The following is a 21,035-nucleotide window of genomic DNA, read 5'->3' as shown; positions in this document are numbered from 1 at the left end:
GCCCGGTTACATTCCGAACCCGGAAGCTAAGCCTTTCAGCGCCGATGGTACTGCAGGGGGGACCCTGTGGGAGAGTAGGACGCCGCCGAACAATCTTTCAGGACCCGTGGTCCCAGCGTTCAGCTGGGCCCACGGGTCCTTTTGTTTTTCCTCGAATTTTCGAAGCGCGTCGGATGGCCGGCTGCGCGAGAATGAATGCGGTACCCGAAGACAGGAGCCATGCCGATGTCCACCAACTCCTCCGACGATCGTCCGGAGCGCGAGCCGCGCCGCCGGGACGGTGGTGGTGACCGGGGCGGTTACCGAGGCGGGCCGCGCCGAGATGACAGCCGCGGTGGATACGGCCGTCGTGACGAACGCCGTGACGACCGTAGGGACGACAACCGTGGAGGCGGTTTCCGTCGCGACGACCGCCGTGATGACCGCGGTGGCGAGCGTACTGGCTCCTTCCCCCGGGACGACCGCGGACACGGACGTCGTGACGACCGACGGGATGACAGCCGCGGGGGGCGCTTCCCCCGTGACGACCGTGGCTATGGGCGTCGTGACGACCGTCGTGACGATCGTGGGCCGCGTCGGGACGACGACCGCGGTGGGGTCCGTCGTGACGACCGCCGTGATGACCGGCGGGACGACCGGGGCGGCTTCCGCCGCGATGACCGTGGGCCGCGTCGCGACGACGATCGCGGTGGGTTCCGTCGCGACGACCGTCGTGACGATCGTGGGCCGCGTCGGGACGATGACCGTGGTGGCTTCCGCAGGGATGACCGCCGTGACGACCGCGGGCCTCGCCGTGACGATGACCGTGGTGGCTTCCGCCGCGATGACCGTGGGCCGCGTCGGGACGACGACCGTGGTGGCTTCCGCAGGGATGACCGTCGTGATGACCGTGGGCCGCGTCGCGACGATGACCGTGGTGGCTTCCGCCGCGATGACCGTGGGCCGCGTCGGGACGACGACCGTGGTGGCTTCCGCAGGGATGACCGTGGGCCGCGTCGGGACGACGACCGTGGTGGCTTCCGCAGGGATGACCGTGGGCCGCGTCGCGACGACGATCGCGGTGGGTTCCGTCGTGACGACCGTCGTGACGACCGCCGTGACGACCGCGGCCCTCGCCGTGACGACCGGCCGCGTGGGCCCCGGCGTGACGACCGCGACCGGGACCGCGGTGGTTACCGCGGGCGGGACGACCGTGGTGGGTACGGGCGCCGGGACGACCGGGACCGCGATCGTGGGCGCGACCGGGACCGGGAGCCGATCAAGCGGCTGCCGATTCCCGAGGACGTCACGGGCGACGAGATCGACAAGGACGTGCGGCAGGAGCTCCAGAGCCTGCCGAAGACGCTCGCCGAGGATGTCGCCAAGAACCTCGTGATGGTCGCGCGGCTGATCGACGAGGACCCGGAAGGGGCCTACGGCTACTCGCGCGTGGCGCTGCGGCTCGCCTCGCGTGTCGCCGCCGTACGCGAGGCGGCCGGATTCGCCGCGTACGCGACGCAGAAGTACTCCGAGGCTCTCGCGGAGTTCCGGGCAGCTCGGCGCATGACCGGCAGCGTCGAGCTGTGGCCCGTGATGGCGGACTGTGAGCGCGGCCTCGGCCGGCCCGAGCGGGCGCTGGCCATGGCCGGCGAGCCCGAGGTGCAGAAGCTCGACAAGGTGGGACAGGTCGAGATGCGGCTCGTCGCCGCCGGCGCGCGCAGGGACATGGACCAGCTGGACGCTGCCATCGTCACGCTGCAGAGCCCCGAGCTGGCGTCGAGCTCGGTGCACCCCTGGACCGCGCGCCTGCGCTACGCGTACGCCGACGCGCTGCTGGCCGCCGGGCGTGAGGACGAGGCGCGTGAGTGGTTCGCCAAGGCCGTCGAGGCCGACAAGGACGGGTCCACCGACGCTTCGGACCGGCTCGCGGAGCTGGACGGGGTCGAGTTCGTCGACGCCCTGACCGACGAGAACGACACCGACGAGCACGACAGCAACGAGGGCGACCCTTCCGAGCAGCACACGGACGCGTCCGACGCGGCCGCGAAGGGCGACGAAGAGGGCGACGGCGAAAAGGCCTGATCCCGTCGCACCGACAGGCACCCGACACGCACACCGAAGGCCCGGCACCCACAAGGTGCCGGGCCTTCGGCGTTTTGTACCGTCCCTGGTCCCGCCGTCAGTCGATGCTCAGGCTCCGCAGCACCAGGCCCGTCGCCGGCTTCGGGCCGAACGACGTCGACTTGCGCGGCATCGTGACGCCCTGCCGCGCGAGGTCCCGCACGACGTCCTCCCGTACCGGATGCATCAGCACCGCCGTGCCGCCACGACGCTCGGCCTGGGTCACCGCGGCCTCGGTGTCGTGGATGTAGGTGATGTCCTCGGGGGAGTCCGGGATGTGCCAGACGTGCTCCAGCAGCGCGGCATGCAGGACGGTCGCGTCGAGTCGCTGCCAGGCTTCCGGGCGGCCGGCCGGGACCGTACGCGCCAGCAGGTCCGCGTCGGGGCGGTCCAGGAGGTGGAAGCGGCCGTCGCCCGCGAGCAGGAACGCGTTGCCCTCGGCGGCCGCCGCGGCCAGCGACTCGAGGGCGTACGGGAGAGGCCCGTCGATGTCCCGCACCCGGAAGAGGCCCTCGACCTTGGCCAAGGCGTCAGCGACCGGAAGGCGGTTCAGCAGGCGGTGGATCGCCCGTACCTGGAGCGGGTAGCGGGCCGTGTCGATCAGCAGGACCAGGCCGTAGTTCCACGGGCCGGGAGCCGGTTGCTCGTCGCGCAGGCGGAGGTACGTGGCCCAGCGGTGGTGGCCGTCGGCGATGAGGGCCTGGTGATGGGTGAGGTCCGCGGCGATCTCCGCCAGGTCCGCCGGGTCGGTGACCGCCCAGAGGCGGTGGCTGAAGCCGTCCTCCGTGGTCGTCGCCAGCAGTGCGCTCTCATGGATGATCCGCTCGATGACCGCGGTGGCCCCGGTCGCGGTGCCGTCGCTGCGATAGGTCAGCAGCAGGGGCTCCAGATTGGCGGCCGTGCTGCGCATCAGCGCCGCGCGGTCGGCCACCACATGCGGCATCACGTCCTCGTGGGGGAGCACGATGCCTTCGTCCGGGGCCGACAGGGCGAGCGCGCCGATGATGCCGCGCTGCAGGATGTCTCCTCGGCGCTGCTCGTAGATGTACAGCGCGGGCTCGGGATCGGGGGCGAGGACGCCCTCGGCCAGCCAGCGGTCCAGGGTCTCGGCGGCCTGCTCGTGCCGGGCGGCGGGGCTCGAGGCCTGGGGGAGGATCAGCCGGACGATGTTGTGGGGGTCCGCGGACTCCAGGTGGTGCAGTCCGTCGGGGCGTACGACGACGTCGTACGGCGGTGAGGTCACGGCGGCGAGGCTGCCGACCCGCTCCGGGACGTAGCGCAGTCCGCGGAACGGAATCATGTGCAGACCGTCTTCGGCCGCCTGACCTCTCGTGTTCATTGATGCATCGTATGTGGCCACGGCGATGCGCGATGATCGGGGGAGTATCGAGCGATCGATAACAGCCACGAAATGAGGAGCGGACCAGCATGGGCGAGCAGGGCAGGACCAGGCCGAGCGGCAGCGCGCAGGCGCTGTGCGCGGTGTACGACACTGCTCTGCTCGATCTCGACGGGGTGGTCTATGCGGGCGGGGAGGCCATCGCGCACGCGGTGGAGGCGCTCGGGGCGGCGCGCGGCGCCGGGATGCATCTCGCGTACGTCACGAACAACGCGCTGCGGACGCCCGAGGCGGTGGCGCACCACCTCACCGAGCTCGGCGTGCCGGCGGAGGCCGCGGACGTCATCACCTCGTCGCAGGCCGTCGCCCGGCTGATCGCCGAACAGGTCCCCGCGGGCGCGCGGGTGCTGGTGGTCGGCGGTGAGGGGCTGCGGGTCGCGCTGCGCGAACGCGGGCTGGAGCCGGTGGAGTCCGCGGACGACGAGCCGGCTGCCGTGGTGCAGGGTTACGGCGGGCCCGAACTGGCATGGGGGCGGTTCGCCGAGGCGTGCTACGCGATCGCGCGCGGGGTGCCGTGGTTCGCGTCCAACACGGATCTGACGATCCCGAGCTCCCGGGGGATCGCGCCGGGGAACGGGGCCGCGGTGGAGGTCGTACGGCTCGCGACGGGGGCCGAGCCGCAGGTGGCCGGGAAGCCGCTGCCGCCGATGCACCGCGAGACGATCCTGCGGACGGGCGCCGAGCGGCCGCTCGTGGTCGGGGACCGGCTCGACACGGACATCGAGGGCGCGTTCAACGGCGGCGTGGACTCGCTGCTCGTCCTGACCGGGGTGACGGACCCGGCGCAGCTGCTGGCCGCGGAGCCGAAGTACCGGCCCACCTACGTGGACGCCGATCTGCGGGGGCTGCTGACCGGGCAGCCCGAAGTGGCCGGTTCTGCGTCAGGGAACGGCTTCGGCTGCGGGGGCTGGACGGCGTCCGTGCGCGCGGACGCGCTCGTGCTGGACGGCGACGGCGAAGCGCTGGACGGACTGCGGGCGTTGTGCGCGGCGGCGTGGACGCATGCGGGCGATGGGGCGGGCACGCTGGACGCGGGCAAGGCGCTGGCCCGGCTCGGCTGGTGAGGCGCTGCCCGCGGGTTCCCTCATCGAGGTGACATGGCAGGGTAGGCTAACCTAACCGCGTGTTGGTCGACAGTCCCCCCGAACCGAGCGCGGAACCGACGTCCGCAGCATCCGAGTCCGAGCCGCGCAGTCGCCATACGCTGCGCGCCGTCGGGCTGTTGCTCGCCGTCGGTGTCCTGCTGCTGGTCTGTGTCGCGAGCATCGCGATCGGCGCCAAGTCGGTCCCGGTCGCCGATGTGTGGCACGGGCTCTTCCACAGCTCCGGCACCGGCAACGACGTGATCGTCCACGATGTGCGGGTGCCGAGGACCGTGCTCGGGCTGCTCGTCGGCGTGGCGCTCGGCCTCGCGGGTGCGGTGATGCAGGCGCTCACCCGTAATCCGCTCGCCGAGCCGGGGCTGCTCGGGGTCAACGCGGGCGCGGCCGCCGCCGTCGTATCGGCCATCAGCTTTCTGGGCGTCACGTCCCTCGCGGACTATGTGTGGTTCGCGTTCCTCGGCGCCGGAGTGGTGTCGGTGGTCGTGTACGTGCTCGGCGGGAGTCGCGGCGCGACGCCCGTACGGCTCGCGCTCGCCGGGACCGCGGCCACGGCCGCGCTGTACGGCTACGTCAACGCCGTACAGCTGCTGGACTCGGCGGCGCTCGACCGGCTGCGCTTCTGGACCGTCGGTTCACTCGCATCGGCCGACCCCGCGACCATCGGCAAGGTCGCGCCGTTCATCGGCGCCGGAGTGGTGCTCGCGCTGCTCATCGCCCGGCCGCTCAACGCGCTGGAGATGGGCGACGACACCGCACGCGCGCTCGGAGCGCATCTCACCCGCACCCGGGTCGTGGCCATGGTCGCCATCACCCTGCTGTGCGGTGCGGCGACCGCCGCCTGCGGGCCGATCGTCTTCATCGGGCTGATGGTTCCGCATCTCGTGCGGGCCATCACCGGCCCCGACATGCGCTGGATCCTGCCGTACGCGGCCGTGCTCTCGCCCGTGCTGCTGCTGGGCTCCGACGTCGTCGGCCGGATCGTCGCGCGCCCTGCCGAGCTGCAGGTCGGCGTCGTCACCGCGTTCATCGGCGGGCCCGTCTTCATCTACCTCGTACGCCGCAAGAGGATGGCGCAGCTGTGAAGGCCGTGAAAGCGATACGCACCCCCGGCGGGCTCTCCGTCCGCGTCGACCCGAGGGCGGCCCTCGTCGCCCTGCTGCTCCTGGCCGCCGCGCTGGCCTCCGGCGTCGTGCTCGTCGGCAGCGGCGACTTCCCGATGGCGCCCGGCGAGGTCGTGGCCACGCTGCTCGGGAACGGCACGCCCGCGCAGGAGTTCATCGTCCAGGACGTGCGGCTGCCGCGGGTGCTGGTGGCGCTGCTGGTGGGCGCGGCGCTGGCGGTGGGCGGGGCGGTCTTCCAGTCCCTCTCGCGCAATCCGCTGGGCAGCCCGGACGTGCTCGGTTTCGGACAGGGTTCGACCGTCGGTGCGCTGATCGTCATCGTGGTCTTCCAGGGCGGCGCGTTCGCCGTCGCGGGCGGCGCGATCGCCGGTGGCCTGGCCACCGGCGTCGCCGTCTATATGCTCGCCTGGAAGCGCGGAGTGCACGGTTACCGGCTGGTCCTGATCGGCATCGGCGTCGCCGCCATGCTCACCGGCGCGATCCACTACCTCCTCACCAAGGCCAACCTCGTGGACGCCACCCGTGCGGTGGTCTGGATGACCGGCTCGCTCGACGGCCGCGACTGGAGCCAGTTCTGGCCGCTTCTCGCCGTCTGCGCGGTGCTTGTCCCGCTGTGCCTGGCCTACGGGCGGCCGCTGCGGATGCTGGAGATGGGCGACGACGCGGCGTACTCGCTCGGCATCGCCGTCGAGCGGACCCGGGCCGTCCTCATGGGCTCGGCCGTGCTGCTCACGGCGGTCGCCACCGCCGCGGCGGGGCCGATCGTCTTCGTCGCGCTCAGTGCGCCCCAGCTCGCCCGTCGGCTGACCCGCTCTCCGGGGCCGAACATCGCGGCGAGCGCCATGATGGGCTCGGCATTGCTGCTCTCCGCCGACTGGGTCGCCACTTCCGCGTTCGGTGACCGGGAATTGCCCGTCGGCGTCGTCACGGGCGTGCTCGGCGGCGTCTACCTGCTGTGGCTGCTGGTCACCGAGCGCAAGGCGGGCCGCGTATGAGCGCCCGGTCCGAGCGTACGAACGCAGAGCCACAGCGGGGCGCCGGCCCGCACCCGACCGAGAAGAACCCCAGGAGTACGTCCATGCAGCGCCTCACCGCGGAATCGGTCACCCTCGCCTACGACCAGCGGGTCATCGCCGAGGACCTCTCGGTCGAGATACCCGACAACTCGTTCACGGTGATCGTCGGCCCCAACGCCTGCGGCAAGTCCACGCTGCTGCGGGCGCTCTCGCGGATGCTGAGGCCCAGCCAGGGCCGGGTGCTGCTCGACGGACAGGCGATCCACTCCATGCCCGCGAAGAAGGTCGCCAGAACGCTGGGCCTGCTCCCGCAGTCGTCGATCGCCCCCGACGGCATCACCGTCGGCGATCTCGTCGCCCGGGGCCGTTACCCGCACCAGGGCCTGTTGCGCCAGTGGTCCCGGGAGGACGAGCGGGTCGTCCAGGAGTCGATGGCCGCGACCGGCGTCGCCGAGCTGGCCGATCGCTATGTCGACGAGCTGTCCGGCGGCCAGCGCCAGCGCGTCTGGATCGCGATGGCGCTCGCCCAGCAGACCCCGCTGCTGCTGCTCGACGAGCCGACCACGTTCCTCGACATCCAGCATCAGCTGGAGATCCTCGATCTGTGCGCCGAGCTGCACGAGACGCAGGGCCGCACCCTCGTCGCCGTGCTGCACGACCTGAACCAGGCGGCCCGGTACGCGACCCATCTGATCGCGATGCACGGCGGGAAGATCGCCGCGGAGGGTGCGCCCGGCGACGTCGTCACGGCCGAGCTGGTGGAACAGGTCTTCGGTGTGCGCGCGCAGGTCATCGACGACCCGGAGACGGGCACGCCGCTGGTGGTGCCGCGGGCGCGGCGCCGTGACCCCGGTGCGTCGGCATCGGTGTCGGCGGCGGCCCCGGTGTCGTCTGCGGAGGCCGTGACTACAGCAGCGCCCTGAGACGCAGCAGATCGCGGAAGCCGGCCTCGAGCCTGACCCGGCCCGAGGCCCACGCCTTCGCGAAGTTCAGCTGCCCGTCCACCATCGCCACCAGGTCGTCACCGGCCATCGCCAGCCGGATCTCCGCCTTGTCCGGCGGCGCGCCGTTCAACGTGTCCAGCACCTGGATCCGGCCCGCCGCGAGGCGCCCGGTGAAGGTGATGTCCAGATCCTTGATGTGGCAGCTCAGGGAACGGTCGAGCGCGGCCGCGCTGCGTACCTCTCCGTCCGCCTTCGCCAGATTGTCCGAAAGTCTGTCGAGTGCGCTGCGGCACTCCTCCGTCGTCGCCATCGGGACCGACGGTACCCCAGGGCTTCGCGGTAGCGTCTGGGCATGAGCGACTCGATCCCGGGCCCCACCCCCGAAGCCTCAGAGGAGGCCGCGCCGGCGGCCGAGGCGTACGACCCTGCCGCGCCCGCCCCCCTCGGTGTCGAGCGCGCACCCACCGGCAATGCCGAGGTCGACGCGCATCTGGAGCGGCTGGCCGACGCCGACCACCTCCCGGCGGACGGACACGTGGAGGTGTACGAGGATGTACACGGGGGGCTGCGCGACACGCTGACCGCGCTCGACGCACGGCCTTCCTCGCCTTTGCCTTCGTACGACCACAGGAGCTGAACCGAACGTGGCAGGAGTGGCACGCCGCCGCCTCGACGCCGAGCTGGTACGCCGCAAGCTCGCCCGCTCGCGCGAGCACGCGAGCCAGCTGATCGCGGCCGGGCGGGTGACCGTCGGTGGGAATACCGCGACCAAGCCCGCCACCCAGGTCGAGACGGCCGCCGCCATCGTCGTCGCCCAGGACGACAGCGACCCCGAGTACGTCTCGCGCGGCGGCCACAAGCTCGCCGGCGCGCTCGCCGCCTTCGTACCGCAGGGGTTGAAGGTCGAGGGGCGGCGGGCGCTGGACGCGGGCGCGTCCACCGGCGGGTTCACCGACGTCCTGCTCCGGGCCGGGGCCGCGCATGTCGTCGCCGTCGACGTGGGCTACGGCCAGCTCGCCTGGTCTCTGCAGAGCGATGAACGCGTGACGGTCAAGGACCGTACCAACGTGCGTGAGTTGACCCTGGAGACGATCGACGGGGAGGCGGTGGACCTGGTCGTCGGTGATCTGTCCTTCATCCCGCTCGGCCTCGTGCTGCCCGCACTCGTGCGGTGCACGGCGCCCGGCGCCGATCTCGTCCTCATGGTCAAGCCGCAGTTCGAGGTCGGCAAGGAGCGGCTCGGCAGCGGCGGAGTGGTGCGCAGCCCCGAGCTGCGCGCCGAGGCGGTACGCACCGTGGCGCGACAGGCCGGCGGGCTCGGCCTGGGTGTGCTCGGCGTGACCGCGAGTCCGCTGCCGGGGCCCTCCGGCAATGTCGAGTACTTTCTGTGGCTCCGGGCCGGGGCGCCGGAACTCGACCCGGCGGATGTCGATCGTGCAGTGGCGGAGGGGCCGCGTTGACCGATACGAGCGATACGAGCACGGACACGAAGACACGTACACGCACGGTCTTCCTGCTGGCGCACACCGGGCGGCCCGCGGCCATCCGGAGCGCCGAACTCGTCGTCCAGGGCCTGCTGCGCGCGGGCCTCGGCGTGCGGGTGCTCGCCTTCGAGGCCGCGGATCTGCCCCTGCCGGCGACCGTGGAGACGGTGCCCGAGGCCACGCCCGAGGTCCTCGACGGCTGCGAGTTGCTGATCGTGCTGGGCGGCGACGGGACGCTGCTGCGCGGCGCCGAGTTCGCCCGGGCGTCCGGGGTGCCGATGCTGGGCGTCAACCTCGGGCGGGTCGGCTTCCTCGCGGAGGCCGAACGGGACGACCTGGACAAGGTGGTCGACCGGGTCGTGACGCGTGCGTACGAGGTCGAGGAGCGGATGACCATCGATGTCGCCGTACGGAGCAACGGTGACATCGTCCACCGGGACTGGGCGCTGAACGAGGCCGCCGTCCAGAAGGTCTCGGCCGAGCGGATGCTCGAGGTCGTCCTGGAGATCGACGGGCGGCCGGTGACCGGCTTCGGCTGCGACGGCATCGTGTGCGCGACCCCGACCGGCTCGACCGCGTACGCCTTCTCGGCGGGCGGTCCCGTGGTGTGGCCCGAGGTCGAGGCCCTGCTGATGGTCCCGATCAGCGCTCACGCCCTCTTCGCGAAGCCGCTGGTCACGTCGCCGACGTCCGTCCTCGCGGTGGAGGTCCAGCCGGGTACGCCGCACGGGGTGCTGTGGTGCGACGGCCGCCGCGCCGTCGAGCTGCCGCCCGCGGCACGGGTGGAGGTCCGGCGGGGCGCGGTGCCGGTCCGGCTGGCCCGGCTGCACCACGCGTCGTTCACGGACCGGCTCGTCGCGAAGTTCGCCCTGCCGGTGTCGGGGTGGCGGGGCGCGCCGCACTGAGGCGGGCCGGACGGGCTCGATTCGGTTCGGGAGGGCCACACCGGAGGGTGATGGTGGGCCCGCCGACCTGCGGGTCCGTACGCGCGGGGCGGGGGCCGTCGCACACCCGGGCCCCGACCTCGTAAGGTCTTCTCCGTGTTGGAGGAGATGCGGATACGGTCGCTCGGGGTCATCGACGACGCGGTCGTCGAGCTGTCGCCCGGATTCACGGCGGTCACCGGCGAGACCGGTGCGGGCAAGACCATGGTCGTCACCAGCCTCGGGCTGCTGCTCGGCGGGCGCGCCGACCCCGCCCTCGTGCGGATCGGCGCCAAGTCGGCGGTCGTGGAGGGGCGGGTCACCATGCCCGCCGGAGCCCCCGCGGCCGTACGGGCCGAGGAGGCCGGGGCCGAACTCGACGACGGCGCGCTGCTGATCAGCCGGACGGTCTCGGCGGAGGGGCGCTCACGCGCCCACCTGGGCGGGCGTTCGGTGCCCGTCGGCATGCTCACCGAGCTCGCCGACGAGCTCGTCGCCGTACACGGTCAGACCGACCAGCAGGGGCTGCTGAAGCCCGCGCGGCAGCGGCAGGCCCTGGACCGGTACGCGGGCGACGCCGTGGCCGGGCCGCACGCCAAGTACGCCGCCGCGTACCGGCGGCTCAAGGCGGTCTCCGCCGAGTTGGCCGAACTGACCACGCGCGCCCGCGAGCGCGCCCAGGAAGCCGATCTGCTGCGCTTCGGGCTGAACGAGGTCGCGGGCGTCGAGCCGCGTGCCGGCGAGGACGTGGAGCTGTCGGCCGAGGCCGAGCGGCTCGGCCACGCCGAGGCCCTCGCCTCCGCCGCGTCCGTCGCACACGCCGCGCTCGCCGGGAACCCCGAGGACCCCGAGGGCGTCGACGCGACCACGCTCGTCGCGGGCGCGGGGCGGGCCCTGGACGCCGTACGCTCCCACGACCCGGCGCTCGCCGCGCTCGCCGACCGGATGGGCGAGATCTCCATCCTGCTCGCCGACGTGGCGGGGGAGCTCGCCGGCTACGCCGACAACCTCGACGCCGATCCGCTGCGGCTGGCGGCCGTCGAGGAACGACGGGCGGCACTCACCGGGCTGACGCGGAAGTACGGCGAGGACATCAATGCCGTGCTGGCCTGGGCCGAGGAGAGCGCCGGGCGGCTGACCGAGCTGGAGGGCGACGACGACCGGATCGGTGAGCTGACCGCCGAGCGGGATGCGCTGCGCGCCGAACTCTCCGGGCTGGCCCAGGCGTTGACCGACGCACGTACGGAGGCGGCGGCACGGTTCGCGGAGGCGGTGACGGCTGAGCTGGCGCACCTCGCGATGCCGCACGCGCGCGTGACCATCGACATCCGCCAGTCCGAGGACCCGGACGGGATCGAGGTCAACGGACGTACCGTTGCGTACTCGCCGTCCGGCGCTGACGAGGTCGAGCTGCTGCTCGCCCCGCACCCCGGCGCCCAGCCGCGGCCGATCGCCAAGGGCGCGTCCGGTGGTGAGCTGTCGCGCGTGATGCTTGCGGTGGAGGTCGTCTTCGCCGGGACCGATCCTGTGCCGACGTACCTCTTCGACGAGGTCGACGCAGGCGTCGGCGGCAAGGCGGCGGTGGAGATCGGGCGGCGGCTGGCGAAGCTGGCGAAGACCGCGCAGGTCGTCGTGGTCACCCACCTGCCGCAGGTCGCTGCCTTCGCCGACCGGCAGCTGCTGGTCGAGAAGACGAACGACGGTTCGGTGACCCGGTCCGGGGTCACGGTCCTGGAGGGCGAGGACCGGGTGCGGGAGCTGTCCCGGATGCTCGCAGGGCAGGAGGACTCGGAGACGGCGCGGGCGCACGCGGAGGAGCTGCTGGCCGCGGCGCGAGCCGAGGGCTGAGGGGGCGGCGGCCCCCTGAACCCTCCGCCACGGACGGAGTGCGTCGGTGCGAGGTGTGTGCCGCACCCGGTACCGGGTGCGGCACAGTGCGCCGGTGGGTGGGTCGGGGGCCCCTCGCCCTGCACTTACTGCCGACCCCTGCGAGCCCGACCCTGCACGCCCCCTCCGTCGGGTGGCGGCTCTTCCATGGGGTGGGAGTCGACGCACCCCGGGCTAGGGTGACGATCATGCGTACGTTCACCAGGGTCATCGCCTGTGCCACCGCCGCAGGCGTCACGACAGCCACGTACCGCGCCCTCCGGGCCCGCACGCGCGGACACGCGCGCTGGGAGCGCACCAATTACGCCGGGCGCACCGTCGACCTGTGCGCCGGGCCTGCCGTGACCGTGGGCGCGGCGCTCGGCGCGGTCGCCGCAGGCGCACCCGGGGCCGCTGTCGCGGTGCTGGCGGCCGGGGCCTGTGGGGCGTACGACGATGTCGCCGGGGACGACCGGCGGGGCTTCAGGGCCCACCTCGGGGCCCTGCGGCAGGGCGAGGTCACCAGCGGGGCCGTGAAGCTCTTCGGGATCGGGGCCGCCGGGCTGCTCGCCGGGGCGGCGCTCAAGGAGCGGCCCGTCGACAAGGTGCTCGCGGGGGTCGTGATCGCCGGTACCGCGCACTTCGTGAACCTCGTCGACGTACGGCCGGGCCGCGCCGCGCTCACGGTGCTCGGGTTCGGCACGCCCGGGCTGCTGCGGGGGCCGCTTGCCGCCGCGCCGATGGGCGCCGCGGCAGCCGTCGCCGGCGACGATCTGGGCGAGCGCACGATGCTCGGCGACGCGGGGGCGCATGCGCTCGGCGCGGCACTCGGCGCCGCGATCGCCGCGGGAAACGGCCGAGTCGGTCTGGCCGCCCACGCCGCGGCGCTGATCGCGGCGACGGCGTACGGCGACCGGGTCACGGAACTCGCGCGCTCACCCATGTGAGTGATCCGGACCGCACAGTTGAGGCTCCGGACACGGCAAGGACGCCTCGACGGTGCCGGAACGTGCGTACGGACTGGCATCCTTGGCGCGTGACACAGCTGCATACGGTCCAGGTGCTGGGCGGCGGCAGCGCGGGCAGCAGCGCTCACGTCAGGTCACTGGCCGCCGGGCTCGTGGCGCGGGGAGTGCGGGTGACCGTGTGCGCCCCCGCGTCCCTGGAGCACGTCTACGACTTCCTCGGCGCCGGAGCGCACTTCGTGCCCGTGCCGCGGCGCGGCGACCCGGCCGCGGTCGCCGTGCTGCGGGCGGTGTGCGCCGCAGCGGACATCGTGCACGCGCACGGACTGCACGCCGCGGTACGCACCGGGCTCGCCCTCGGCGGGCAGCGCCGGGTCCCGCTCGTCGTCACCTGGCACACCCGTGGACTCGCCGGGGGCGCGCGGGGCCGGATGCTGCGGCTGCTGGAGCGAAGGGCGGTGCGGGCCGCCGCGGTGGTGCTCGGCACATCGTCCGAGCTCGTCGACCGGGCCCGCGACCGGGGTGCCAGGGACGCCCGGCTCTCGCCGGTGTCGGTGCCGGGACCGCGGCGCACGGCCGGCTCGTACGAGAACAAGGCGCGGGCGGAACTGGGCGCCGTCGACCGGCCGCTGCTCATGGCGGTCGGGCGGCTCGAACCGGACCGGGGGTACGCCACCCTCCTCGACGCCGCCCGCGACTGGCGCGGACTCGACCCCGTGCCCCTGGTCGCGATCGCGGGGGAGGGGCGCGAGCGGGAGTCGCTTCAGCGGCGCATCGACGCGGAGGGTCTCCCGGTGCGGCTGATCGGGCGCCGCGACGACGTCACCGACCTGCTCGCGGCGGCGGACCTGGCCCTGCTCCCCAGCCGCTGGGAGGCCCGCTCCCTCCTCGCCCAGGAGGCACTCCGCCTCGGCGTCCCGCTCGTCGCGACCCGCGTCGGCGGCATCCCCGAACTCGTCGGCGCGGCCGCGGAACTCGTCCCCTACGGGGATCCCGCCGCGCTCGCCAGGGCGGTCACCGGCCTCCTGGCCGACCCGGACCGCCGCAGCCGCCTGGCGGCGGCGGGCCCCGCCCAGGCGGCCACGTGGCCGACGGAGGACGAGACCATCGCGCAGGTGCTGAGCATCTACGACGAACTCACCCAGCTCCGCAGGGGCGCCTAAGGCGTGTGCCGCCGCGCCCGCAGGGCCAGGGACAGGGCCAGCACGGTCTGCGGGTCGTCCAGGTCCGTGCCCAGCAGCTCGGAGATGCGGGCCAGCCGGTTGTAGAGGGTCTGGCGGTTGAGGTGGAGTTCCCGGGCCGTCTCCGCTTTGCGGCCCGCGTGGGCCAGGTACGTCTCCAGCGTGGGCAGCAGGGGCGGGCGGGAGGTGCGGTCGTGGTCGCGCAGGGGGCCGATCGCCCGGTCCACGAAGGCCGCCAGATCCGGGTGGTCGCGCAGCCGCCACAGCAGCAGGTCGATGTCCAGACGGCGCGCGTCGTACCAGGGGCGCTCCGAGAGGCCCTGCGCCGCCGTCGCCGTCTCGGCCGCGTGCCGCAGGCTCGCAGAGGCCGCCGCCCAGCCGCCGGCGACGCCGACGACGACCACCGGCGGGTGGCCTCCGGCGCGCTTGAGGCCCGCGCGTTCGAGACCGGCGCGCAGGGCGGCGGCGACCCGGTCGGCCACCGCCGTACGCTCCGATTCCGAGCGCAGGCCGAGCAGCAGCGGGACGCGGCCCTCCACGGGACGTACGCCCAGCAGGACCGGGACACCGACCGACGACAGTTCCTCGAGCACCGCGCGGGCCAGCAGCGACCAGTTGCCCGAAGGGGACAGCTCGGGGGCCAGCCGCATCACCACCGGCAGCAATGGTCCCTCGCCCGGCCGGAAGCCGAGCACCCGTGCCTGTTCTGGCGCGTCCTCCGCCGTGATGCGGCCCTCGGCGAGGTCGGTCAGGAAGTCGCCGCGGCCGCGCGCCGCCAGCTCCTCCTCCTGGCGGGCCTGCATGAGGACCACCGCGAGGACGCCTGCGGCCCGTTCGGCCGCCATCCGGTGCACCGGAAGCAAGGGCGACGACACGGCGAGGAGGGCGAGGCGGGCGCGTACCGCACCGGTCCCGTGCCCCCCGCCCGGCACGTCCACCAGCACCGCCCCCGCCGGCGGACCGGCCTCCCGCGCCGCCCGCTGGCCACGCAGCCCTTCCCACACCTGGAGCGGGTCGGCGGCGGCAGGTCCGGACTCGCTGGCCGCGGCGTACAGCAACTGCCCGTCCGCGGTCTCCAGGAACACCGGATTGGCCGTGAAGTCCGCGAGGATCCGCAGCACTTGAGGGATCCCGCCACCGCCGAGCAGCGCCTCCGTGCACCGGCGCGCCACCTCCTCGGCCCGCTGCAGCAGCGCGTAGTGGTGGTTGACGATCTCGGTGTGGATCTCCTCCGTGACCGAGACGAACGGCACCTCGCGGTGCAGCTGGATCAGCGGCAGCCCGGCGGACCTGGCCGCCTCGACGATGGTCGCCGGCAGCCGGGTGAAACGCGGGCCGAGCTCCACGACCAGCGCCGCGATGCCGCGCTCCGCGAGCCGCCGTACGAAGGCGCGCTGCTCGGCGGGCCGGGTGCCGAGGCCGAGACCGGTGGTGAGCAGCAGCTCCCCGCCCTTGAGCAGCGACGCGATGTTCGGCACCTCGCCGGCGTGCACCCAGCGCACGGTGCGGTTCAGCCGGTCGGCGCACGCCACGACCTCCGGGAGCCCGCTGCGGAGTCCGGGCAGCTCGAGCGCCCGCTGCACGGTGATGCTGCCCTGATCGTCCACGCCGCCGTTCATGTCGCCGGACGCTACCCGGCGTCACGTGCCAAGAACATCACCCACGTGTCACGGACCGCATCGGGGCCGTGCCGGACCGGCAATTCGTCGTCCCCGAAGGGAAATTATCGGACCTCGTGCCGATTGTGGCGCGTGTCACCTTCCGGACGGGTACGGGTGACGCCCGAGGTGTTTCGCACTTGGGTTTGCGGACCTCATGACGGTCAACCCCTGACCGCTGCCCAAGAGCAGGACAGCAGTGCTTCCCGGTCCGGTGCGCCGGTGCGCCGGCGCGGCTGGACGGGCGACGGGGCCGCACGGCCGTCCGCGAGGAGCCCCGCCCCCGTGCCCTGACAGACGTGGGGCAGCCGGGAAGGCAGCGGAGCACACCCGCACGCCGCACGGGCGGCGGGGCCCCACCCACGCGGCAGGCCGGGGCCCGGGGCTGCCCCCGCCCGCCTACCCGCCGTACGCGCCGGAGGCCGTGAGCCGCAGTGCCGTGTCGATCAGCGGGACATGGCTGAACGCCTGCGGGAAGTTCCCCACCTGGCGCTGCAGTCGCGGGTCCCACTCCTCGGCGAGCAGTCCCAGATCGTTCCGCAGCGACAGCAGCTTCTCGAAGAGCCGCCGCGCCTCGTCGACGCGCCCGATCATCGCCAGATCGTCCGCGAGCCAGAAGGAGCAGGCGAGGAAGGCGCCCTCGTCGCCCTCGAGACCGTCGACGCCTGCCTCGTCACCGGCCGTCGGGTAGCGCAGGACGAAGCCGTCGGGCGTGGACAGCTCCCGCTGGATCGCCTCGATCGTGCCGATGACCCGCTTGTCGTCCGGCGGCAGGAAGCCCATCTGCGGAATCAGCAGCAGGGAGGCGTCGAGCTCCTTCGAGCCGTACGACTGCGTGAAGGTGTTGCGCTCCTTGTCGTAGCCCTTCTCGCAGACGTCGCGGTGGATGTCGTCGCGCAGCTCGCGCCAGCGCTCCAGCGGCCCGTCGGCGTCGCCGGACTCGATCAGCTTGATCGTGCGGTCGACGGCGACCCAGGCCATGACCTTGGAGTGCACGAAGTGGCGGCGCGGCCCGCGGACCTCCCAGATGCCCTCGTCGGGCTGGTCCCAGTGGTCCTCCAGGTACCGGATCAGCTTGAGCTGGAGGAGCGATGCGTAGTCGTTGCGTGACAGACCGGTCATGTGCGCGAGGTGCAGGGCCTCGGTGACCTCGCCGTACACATCGAGCTGGAGCTGGTTGGCGGCGCCGTTGCCGACCCGGACCGGGGCGGAGTTCTCGTACCCGGGCAGCCAGTCCAGCTCCGCCTCGCCGAGCTCGCGCTCGCCGGCGATGCCGTACATGATCTGCAGGTTCTCCGGGTCACCCGCGACCGCGCGCAGCAGCCACTCGCGCCAGGCGCGGGCCTCTTCCCGGTAGCCGGTGCGCAGCAGCGAGGAGAGGGTGATCGCCGCGTCGCGCAGCCAGGTGTAGCGGTAGTCCCAGTTCCGTACGCCGCCGATCTCCTCCGGCAGGGAGGTGGTCGGTGCGGCGACGATCCCGCCGGTCGGGGCGTACGTGAGGGCCTTCAGCGTGATCAGCGAGCGGACCACCGACTCACGGTAGGGGCCGTGGTACGTACAGTGCTCGACCCACTCGCGCCAGAAGTCCTCGGTGGCGTCCAGCGCGCCCTCGGGGTCGGGCAGCGCGGGCGGCTCGCGGTGGGAGGGCTGCCAGCTGATGGTGAAGGCGAGCCGGTCGCCGGGGGAGACGGTGAAGTCGGAGTACGTCGTCAGGTCCTTGCCGTACGTCTCCGTCGGCGTGTCCAGCCACACCGAGTCGGGGCCCGCGACCGCGACCGTACGGTTGTCGACCTTGTGCACCCACGGCACCACCCGGCCGTAGCTGAACCGCATCCGCAGCGCGGAACGCATCGGGACGCGGCCGCTCACGCCCTCCACGATCCGGATCAGCTGCGGCGCCCCGTCACGCGGCGGCATGAAATCGGTCACCCGGACCGTGCCGCGCGGCGTGTCCCACTCGGATTCCAGGATCAGCGAGTCCCCGCGGTACCTGCGGCGGTCGGCGGTGGGCGGCTCGGCGTGGCCCGGATACGCGGGACCGAGTCGCCAGAAACCGTGCTCCTCGGTGCCGAGCAGTCCGGCGAAGACGGCATGCGAGTCGAAGCGGGGCAGGCACAGCCAGTCGACCGTCCCGTCCCGGCAGACCAGGGCAGCGGTCTGCATGTCTCCGATGAGTGCGTAGTCCTCGATGCGCCCGGCCACGTGGATCTCCAGTCGAACGGCCACGTCCGCCCTGCGTGGCGCTTACTGCGGTCAAGGGTGTCAATCGGTCAATCGGTCGTTGACGAGCTCTTGTTCCGGGTGAAGGGCGGGGGTGGTGCCGATCGCCGGCCCGGCTCGGCAGCGAGATTCCGAATCAAGTGTCCGAGCAGGATACGACGCACCCAGGTGATCCGCGCGACGCTCCCGGCAATGCGGCGCCGCCGAACGGGTGAGCGGCGGGTGAGCCCGGAGAAGCCCGTGGTGGCCATGATGCCCCGTGTGGCCGGAAGCAGTCTCCCCTGGGCGCTGATACCCTGGTAGCCCGTGGACCGGTGGGCGCAGACCCCCGAACCGCAGCGACGGCACCCCAGGAAGTCTCAGGATCTCCACCTGCGGGATCGCCGGCACGCACGACCACCTCGCGACCACGGGAGCCCCCTCTTGGCCATGCCGCCCGCTGCTTTTCGAAACAGCACAGCCACGACGACCAAGCACATCTTCGTCACCGGGGGTGTCGCCTCCTCCCTCGGCAAGGGCCTGACCGCCTCCAGCCTGGGGGCGCTGCTCAAGGCGCGGGGTCTTCGGGTCACGATGCAGAAGCTCGACCCGTATCTGAACGTCGACCCGGGCACCATGAACCCGTTCCAGCACGGTGAGGTCTTCGTCACCAACGACGGCGCCGAGACCGACCTGGACATCGGCCACTACGAGCGCTTCCTCGACGTCGATCTGGACGGCTCCGCGAACGTCACCACCGGCCAGGTGTACTCGACCGTCATCGCCAAGGAGCGGCGCGGCGAGTACCTGGGCGACACGGTCCAGGTCATCCCGCACATCACCAACGAGATCAAGCACCGCATCCGCCGCATGGCCACGGACGATGTGGATGTCGTGATCACCGAGGTCGGCGGTACGGTTGGTGACATCGAGTCGCTGCCGTTCCTGGAGACCGTCCGCCAGGTCCGTCACGAGGTCGGCCGGGACAACGTCTTCGTCGTGCACATCTCGCTGCTGCCGTACATCGGCCCGTCCGGCGAGCTGAAGACGAAGCCGACGCAGCACTCGGTCGCCGCGCTGCGCAACATCGGAATCCAGCCGGACGCGATCGTGCTGCGCGCCGACCGCGACGTACCGACCGCGATCAAGCGCAAGATCTCGCTGATGTGCGACGTCGACGAGGCTGCCGTGGTCGCGGCCATCGACGCCAAGTCGATCTACGACATCCCGAAGGTGCTGCACACCGAGGGCCTGGACGCCTACGTCGTGCGCAAGCTGGACCTGCCGTTCCGCGACGTCGACTGGACCACGTGGGACGACCTGCTGGACCGCGTCCACAACCCCGACCACGAAGTCAGTGTCGCGCTCGTCGGCAAGTACATCGACCTGCCCGACGCTTACCTTTCGGTGACGGAGGCGCTGCGTGCCGGCGGCTTCGCGAACCGTGCACGCGTCAAGATCAAGTGGGTCACGTCGGACGACTGCAAGACCCCCGCTGACGCGGCGAAGCAGCTGAGCGACGTGGACGCGATCTGCATCCCCGGCGGTTTCGGTGACCGCGGTGTGAGCGGCAAGGTCGGCGCGATCCAGTACGCCCGCGAGAACAAGATCCCGCTGCTCGGCCTCTGCCTGGGCCTGCAGTGCATCGTGATCGAGGCCGCGCGCAATCTGGCCGAGATCCCCGAGGCGAACTCGACGGAGTTCGACTCCGGGACCGCCCACCCCGTCATCTCGACGATGGAGGAGCAGCTGGCGTACGTGGAGGGCGCGGGCGACCTGGGCGGAACGATGCGCCTCGGGCTCTACCCGGCGAAGCTCGCCGAGGGCTCGATCGTCCGTGAGGCGTACGGCGACCAGCCGTACGTCGAGGAGCGCCACCGTCACCGCTACGAGGTGAACAACGCCTACCGCGCGGAGCTGGAGAAGAAGGCGGGCATCCTCTTCTCGGGCACGTCCCCGGACAACAAGCTCGTCGAGTACGTCGAGTACCCGCGCGAGGTGCACCCGTACCTGGTCGCGACCCAGGCCCACCCGGAGCTCCGCTCCCGCCCGACCCGCCCGCACCCGCTGTTCACGGGCCTGGTGAAGGCGGCCGTCGAGCGCAAGACGGGCAACTGACGGCCAACTGAGGCAAGGCACCACAAGGCATTACGGTGGACCGGGGTACGGACTGGGAGAGGTTCCGTGCCCCGGTTCCGGCGTTTGGGAGGACGTACATGACCACCATCAAGGACACCCCTGAGGAGTGGCAGGTCACCGCGACCGCCACCCCCTTCAGGGGGAACAAGACGAGTGTCCGCACCGACGACGTGGTCATGCCCGACGGCACGGTCGCGCGCCGCGACTACCAGGTCCACCCGGGGTCGGTCGCAGTGCTCGCCCTCGACGAATCCGGACGCGTCCTCGTGCTCCGCCAGTACCGGCACCCCGTGCGCCAGAAGCTCTGGGAGATCCCGGCCGGGCTGCTCGACGTCCCGGGCGAGAACCCGCTGACGGCCGCGCAGCGTGAGCTGTACGAGGAGGCGCACGTCAAGGCGGTCGACTGGCGCGTGCTCGCCGACGTGTACACCACGCCCGGCGGCTGCGACGAGGCCGTCCGCATCTTCCTGGCCCGTGACCTCTCCGAGGCGGAGGGTGAGCGCTTCCAGGTCGCCGAGGAGGAGGCCGACATGGAGCTGGCCCGGGTGCCGCTGGAGGAGCTGGTGCGGGGGGTGCTGGCCGGGGAGCTGCACAACAACTGCCTGGTGGTGGGCGTGCTCGCGCTCACGGCGGCGCTGGCGGGCGACGGCGTGGAGTCCCTCCGCCCGGCCGAGGCGCCGTGGCCGGCGAGGCCGTTCGCGTAACCGGGGGCCGGCCCCCGGCCCGCGGGCCCCGGACCTGCCCGGAACCGCCGGGTGGGCCGGTGTGTCCGTCCTCAATCGCCGGACGGGCTCCGAAGAGGGGCGGGGTGGGGACAAGGCCCGCCGCAGGCGCCCCCCGCACCCGCACCCGACACCGCACCCGCATCTGCATCCGGTGGGACCATCGGCTGATCCGATCGGGGGAAACGGGCGGCGCGCGCCGTCGCGGCCGACGC

The 21,035-nt window shown here is 72.7% G+C and carries 17 protein-coding genes and 1 rRNA gene; 14 read left to right on the top strand and 4 right to left on the bottom strand.

Annotated elements, in window-relative coordinates; genetic code table 11:
- A 5S ribosomal RNA gene (gene rrf / locus ACWCXB_RS13990) occupies positions 1–91 on the top strand; the annotation flags it as partial.
- 1,220 nt (positions 92–1,311) lie between these two features.
- Positions 1,312–2,061, top strand: a complete 750-nt coding sequence (locus tag ACWCXB_RS13985) for a hypothetical protein (protein ID WP_450722398.1) — start codon at positions 1,312–1,314, stop codon at positions 2,059–2,061.
- Positions 2,062–2,158: 97 nt separating this feature from the next.
- On the opposite strand, the gene ACWCXB_RS13980 is transcribed toward ACWCXB_RS13985, so the two are convergent.
- Complete coding sequence (locus ACWCXB_RS13980; protein WP_450722396.1) at positions 2,159–3,439, bottom strand: DUF1015 domain-containing protein; 1,281 nt, start codon at positions 3,437–3,439, stop codon at positions 2,159–2,161.
- 89 nt (positions 3,440–3,528) lie between these two features.
- Here ACWCXB_RS13980 and ACWCXB_RS13975 point away from each other — a divergent pair, with 89 nt between their 5' ends.
- The 4 genes from ACWCXB_RS13975 to ACWCXB_RS13960 all read left to right on the top strand — a co-directional run bounded on the left by ACWCXB_RS13975 (position 3,529) and on the right by ACWCXB_RS13960 (position 7,662).
- On the top strand, positions 3,529–4,563 hold the full coding sequence (locus ACWCXB_RS13975; protein ID WP_450722394.1) for an HAD-IIA family hydrolase: 1,035 nt from the start codon (positions 3,529–3,531) through the stop codon (positions 4,561–4,563).
- A 62-nt stretch (positions 4,564–4,625) separates the two neighbouring features.
- Positions 4,626–5,684, top strand: coding sequence for a FecCD family ABC transporter permease (locus ACWCXB_RS13970; RefSeq protein WP_450722429.1), 1,059 nt, complete (start codon positions 4,626–4,628; stop codon positions 5,682–5,684).
- On the top strand, positions 5,681–6,718 hold the full coding sequence (locus ACWCXB_RS13965; protein ID WP_450722392.1) for a FecCD family ABC transporter permease: 1,038 nt from the start codon (positions 5,681–5,683) through the stop codon (positions 6,716–6,718). The genes ACWCXB_RS13970 and ACWCXB_RS13965 overlap by 4 nt, the downstream gene beginning before the upstream one ends.
- Positions 6,719–6,801: 83 nt before the next feature.
- Positions 6,802–7,662 (top strand): ABC transporter ATP-binding protein, encoded by an 861-nt coding sequence (locus ACWCXB_RS13960; protein ID WP_450722390.1) that lies wholly within the window; start codon positions 6,802–6,804, stop codon positions 7,660–7,662.
- Here the strand turns inward: ACWCXB_RS13960 and ACWCXB_RS13955 are convergent.
- Positions 7,646–7,993: an SCP2 sterol-binding domain-containing protein gene (locus ACWCXB_RS13955; protein WP_450722388.1), complete on the bottom strand. Its 348-nt coding sequence runs from the start codon at positions 7,991–7,993 to the stop codon at positions 7,646–7,648. The two genes, ACWCXB_RS13960 and ACWCXB_RS13955, sit on opposite strands and share 17 nt — an antisense overlap.
- 42 nt (positions 7,994–8,035) lie before the next feature.
- On the opposite strand from ACWCXB_RS13955, the gene ACWCXB_RS13950 reads away from it, so the two are divergent.
- The 6 genes from ACWCXB_RS13950 (at position 8,036) to ACWCXB_RS13925 (ending at position 14,084) form a co-directional block, all read left to right on the top strand.
- Positions 8,036–8,320 carry a hypothetical protein gene (locus tag ACWCXB_RS13950; protein ID WP_450722386.1) on the top strand — a complete coding sequence of 95 codons (285 nt, stop codon included), beginning with the start codon at positions 8,036–8,038 and terminating at the stop codon, positions 8,318–8,320.
- A 7-nt stretch (positions 8,321–8,327) separates the two neighbouring features.
- Complete coding sequence (locus ACWCXB_RS13945) at positions 8,328–9,143, top strand: TlyA family RNA methyltransferase (protein ID WP_450722384.1); 816 nt, start codon at positions 8,328–8,330, stop codon at positions 9,141–9,143.
- Positions 9,140–10,072, top strand: coding sequence for an NAD kinase (locus ACWCXB_RS13940; protein ID WP_351233064.1), 933 nt, complete (start codon positions 9,140–9,142; stop codon positions 10,070–10,072). The genes ACWCXB_RS13945 and ACWCXB_RS13940 overlap by 4 nt, the downstream gene beginning before the upstream one ends.
- Positions 10,073–10,219: 147 nt before the next feature.
- A complete protein-coding gene (recN, locus tag ACWCXB_RS13935) occupies positions 10,220–11,938 on the top strand; it encodes a DNA repair protein RecN (protein WP_450722427.1) in 1,719 nt (572 codons plus the stop codon).
- Between the two features lie 227 nt (positions 11,939–12,165).
- Positions 12,166–12,903: a hypothetical protein gene (locus ACWCXB_RS13930; protein ID WP_450722382.1), complete on the top strand. Its 738-nt coding sequence runs from the start codon at positions 12,166–12,168 to the stop codon at positions 12,901–12,903.
- Positions 12,904–12,992: 89 nt separating this feature from the next.
- Positions 12,993–14,084, top strand: coding sequence for a glycosyltransferase family 4 protein (locus ACWCXB_RS13925; RefSeq protein ID WP_450722380.1), 1,092 nt, complete (start codon positions 12,993–12,995; stop codon positions 14,082–14,084).
- Here the strand turns inward: ACWCXB_RS13925 and ACWCXB_RS13920 are convergent.
- The gene (locus ACWCXB_RS13920; protein ID WP_450722378.1) at positions 14,081–15,721 is read right to left on the bottom strand and encodes a PucR family transcriptional regulator; all 1,641 of its coding nucleotides are present in this window, start codon (positions 15,719–15,721) and stop codon (positions 14,081–14,083) included. The two genes, ACWCXB_RS13925 and ACWCXB_RS13920, sit on opposite strands and share 4 nt — an antisense overlap.
- Positions 15,722–16,159: 438 nt before the next feature.
- Complete coding sequence (locus tag ACWCXB_RS13915; protein ID WP_450722425.1) at positions 16,160–17,962, bottom strand: glycoside hydrolase family 15 protein; 1,803 nt, start codon at positions 17,960–17,962, stop codon at positions 16,160–16,162.
- A 447-nt stretch (positions 17,963–18,409) separates the two neighbouring features.
- Between ACWCXB_RS13915 and ACWCXB_RS13910 the strand changes: the two genes are divergently transcribed.
- On the top strand, positions 18,410–20,077 hold the full coding sequence (locus ACWCXB_RS13910; protein ID WP_450722423.1) for a CTP synthase: 1,668 nt from the start codon (positions 18,410–18,412) through the stop codon (positions 20,075–20,077).
- A gap of 98 nt (positions 20,078–20,175) precedes the next feature.
- On the top strand, positions 20,176–20,802 hold the full coding sequence (locus tag ACWCXB_RS13905) for an NUDIX domain-containing protein (RefSeq protein WP_450722376.1): 627 nt from the start codon (positions 20,176–20,178) through the stop codon (positions 20,800–20,802).
- Positions 20,803–21,035 lie beyond the last annotated feature (233 nt).

The organism is Streptomyces sp. NPDC001514, from assembly GCF_053597075.1.
Note: the sequence above shows the minus strand (reverse complement) of the source record. Positions and strands in the feature narration are given on the sequence as shown.

Bases quoted from the DNA above. Each gene is read 5' to 3' on its own strand.
- ACWCXB_RS13980 (WP_450722396.1), bottom strand. From the start codon at position 3,439: ATGAACACGAGAGGTCAGGCGGCCGAAGACGGTCTGCACATGATTCCG.
- ACWCXB_RS13975 (WP_450722394.1), top strand. From the start codon at position 3,529: ATGGGCGAGCAGGGCAGGACCAGGCCGAGCGGCAGCGCGCAGGCGCTG.
- ACWCXB_RS13960 (WP_450722390.1), top strand. From the start codon at position 6,802: ATGCAGCGCCTCACCGCGGAATCGGTCACCCTCGCCTACGACCAGCGG.
- ACWCXB_RS13955 (WP_450722388.1), bottom strand. From the start codon at position 7,993: ATGGCGACGACGGAGGAGTGCCGCAGCGCACTCGACAGACTTTCGGAC.
- ACWCXB_RS13950 (WP_450722386.1), top strand. From the start codon at position 8,036: ATGAGCGACTCGATCCCGGGCCCCACCCCCGAAGCCTCAGAGGAGGCC.
- recN (WP_450722427.1), top strand. From the start codon at position 10,220: ATGCGGATACGGTCGCTCGGGGTCATCGACGACGCGGTCGTCGAGCTG.
- ACWCXB_RS13930 (WP_450722382.1), top strand. From the start codon at position 12,166: ATGCGTACGTTCACCAGGGTCATCGCCTGTGCCACCGCCGCAGGCGTC.
- ACWCXB_RS13920 (WP_450722378.1), bottom strand. From the start codon at position 15,721: ATGAACGGCGGCGTGGACGATCAGGGCAGCATCACCGTGCAGCGGGCG.
- ACWCXB_RS13910 (WP_450722423.1), top strand. From the start codon at position 18,410: ATGCCGCCCGCTGCTTTTCGAAACAGCACAGCCACGACGACCAAGCAC.
- ACWCXB_RS13905 (WP_450722376.1), top strand. From the start codon at position 20,176: ATGACCACCATCAAGGACACCCCTGAGGAGTGGCAGGTCACCGCGACC.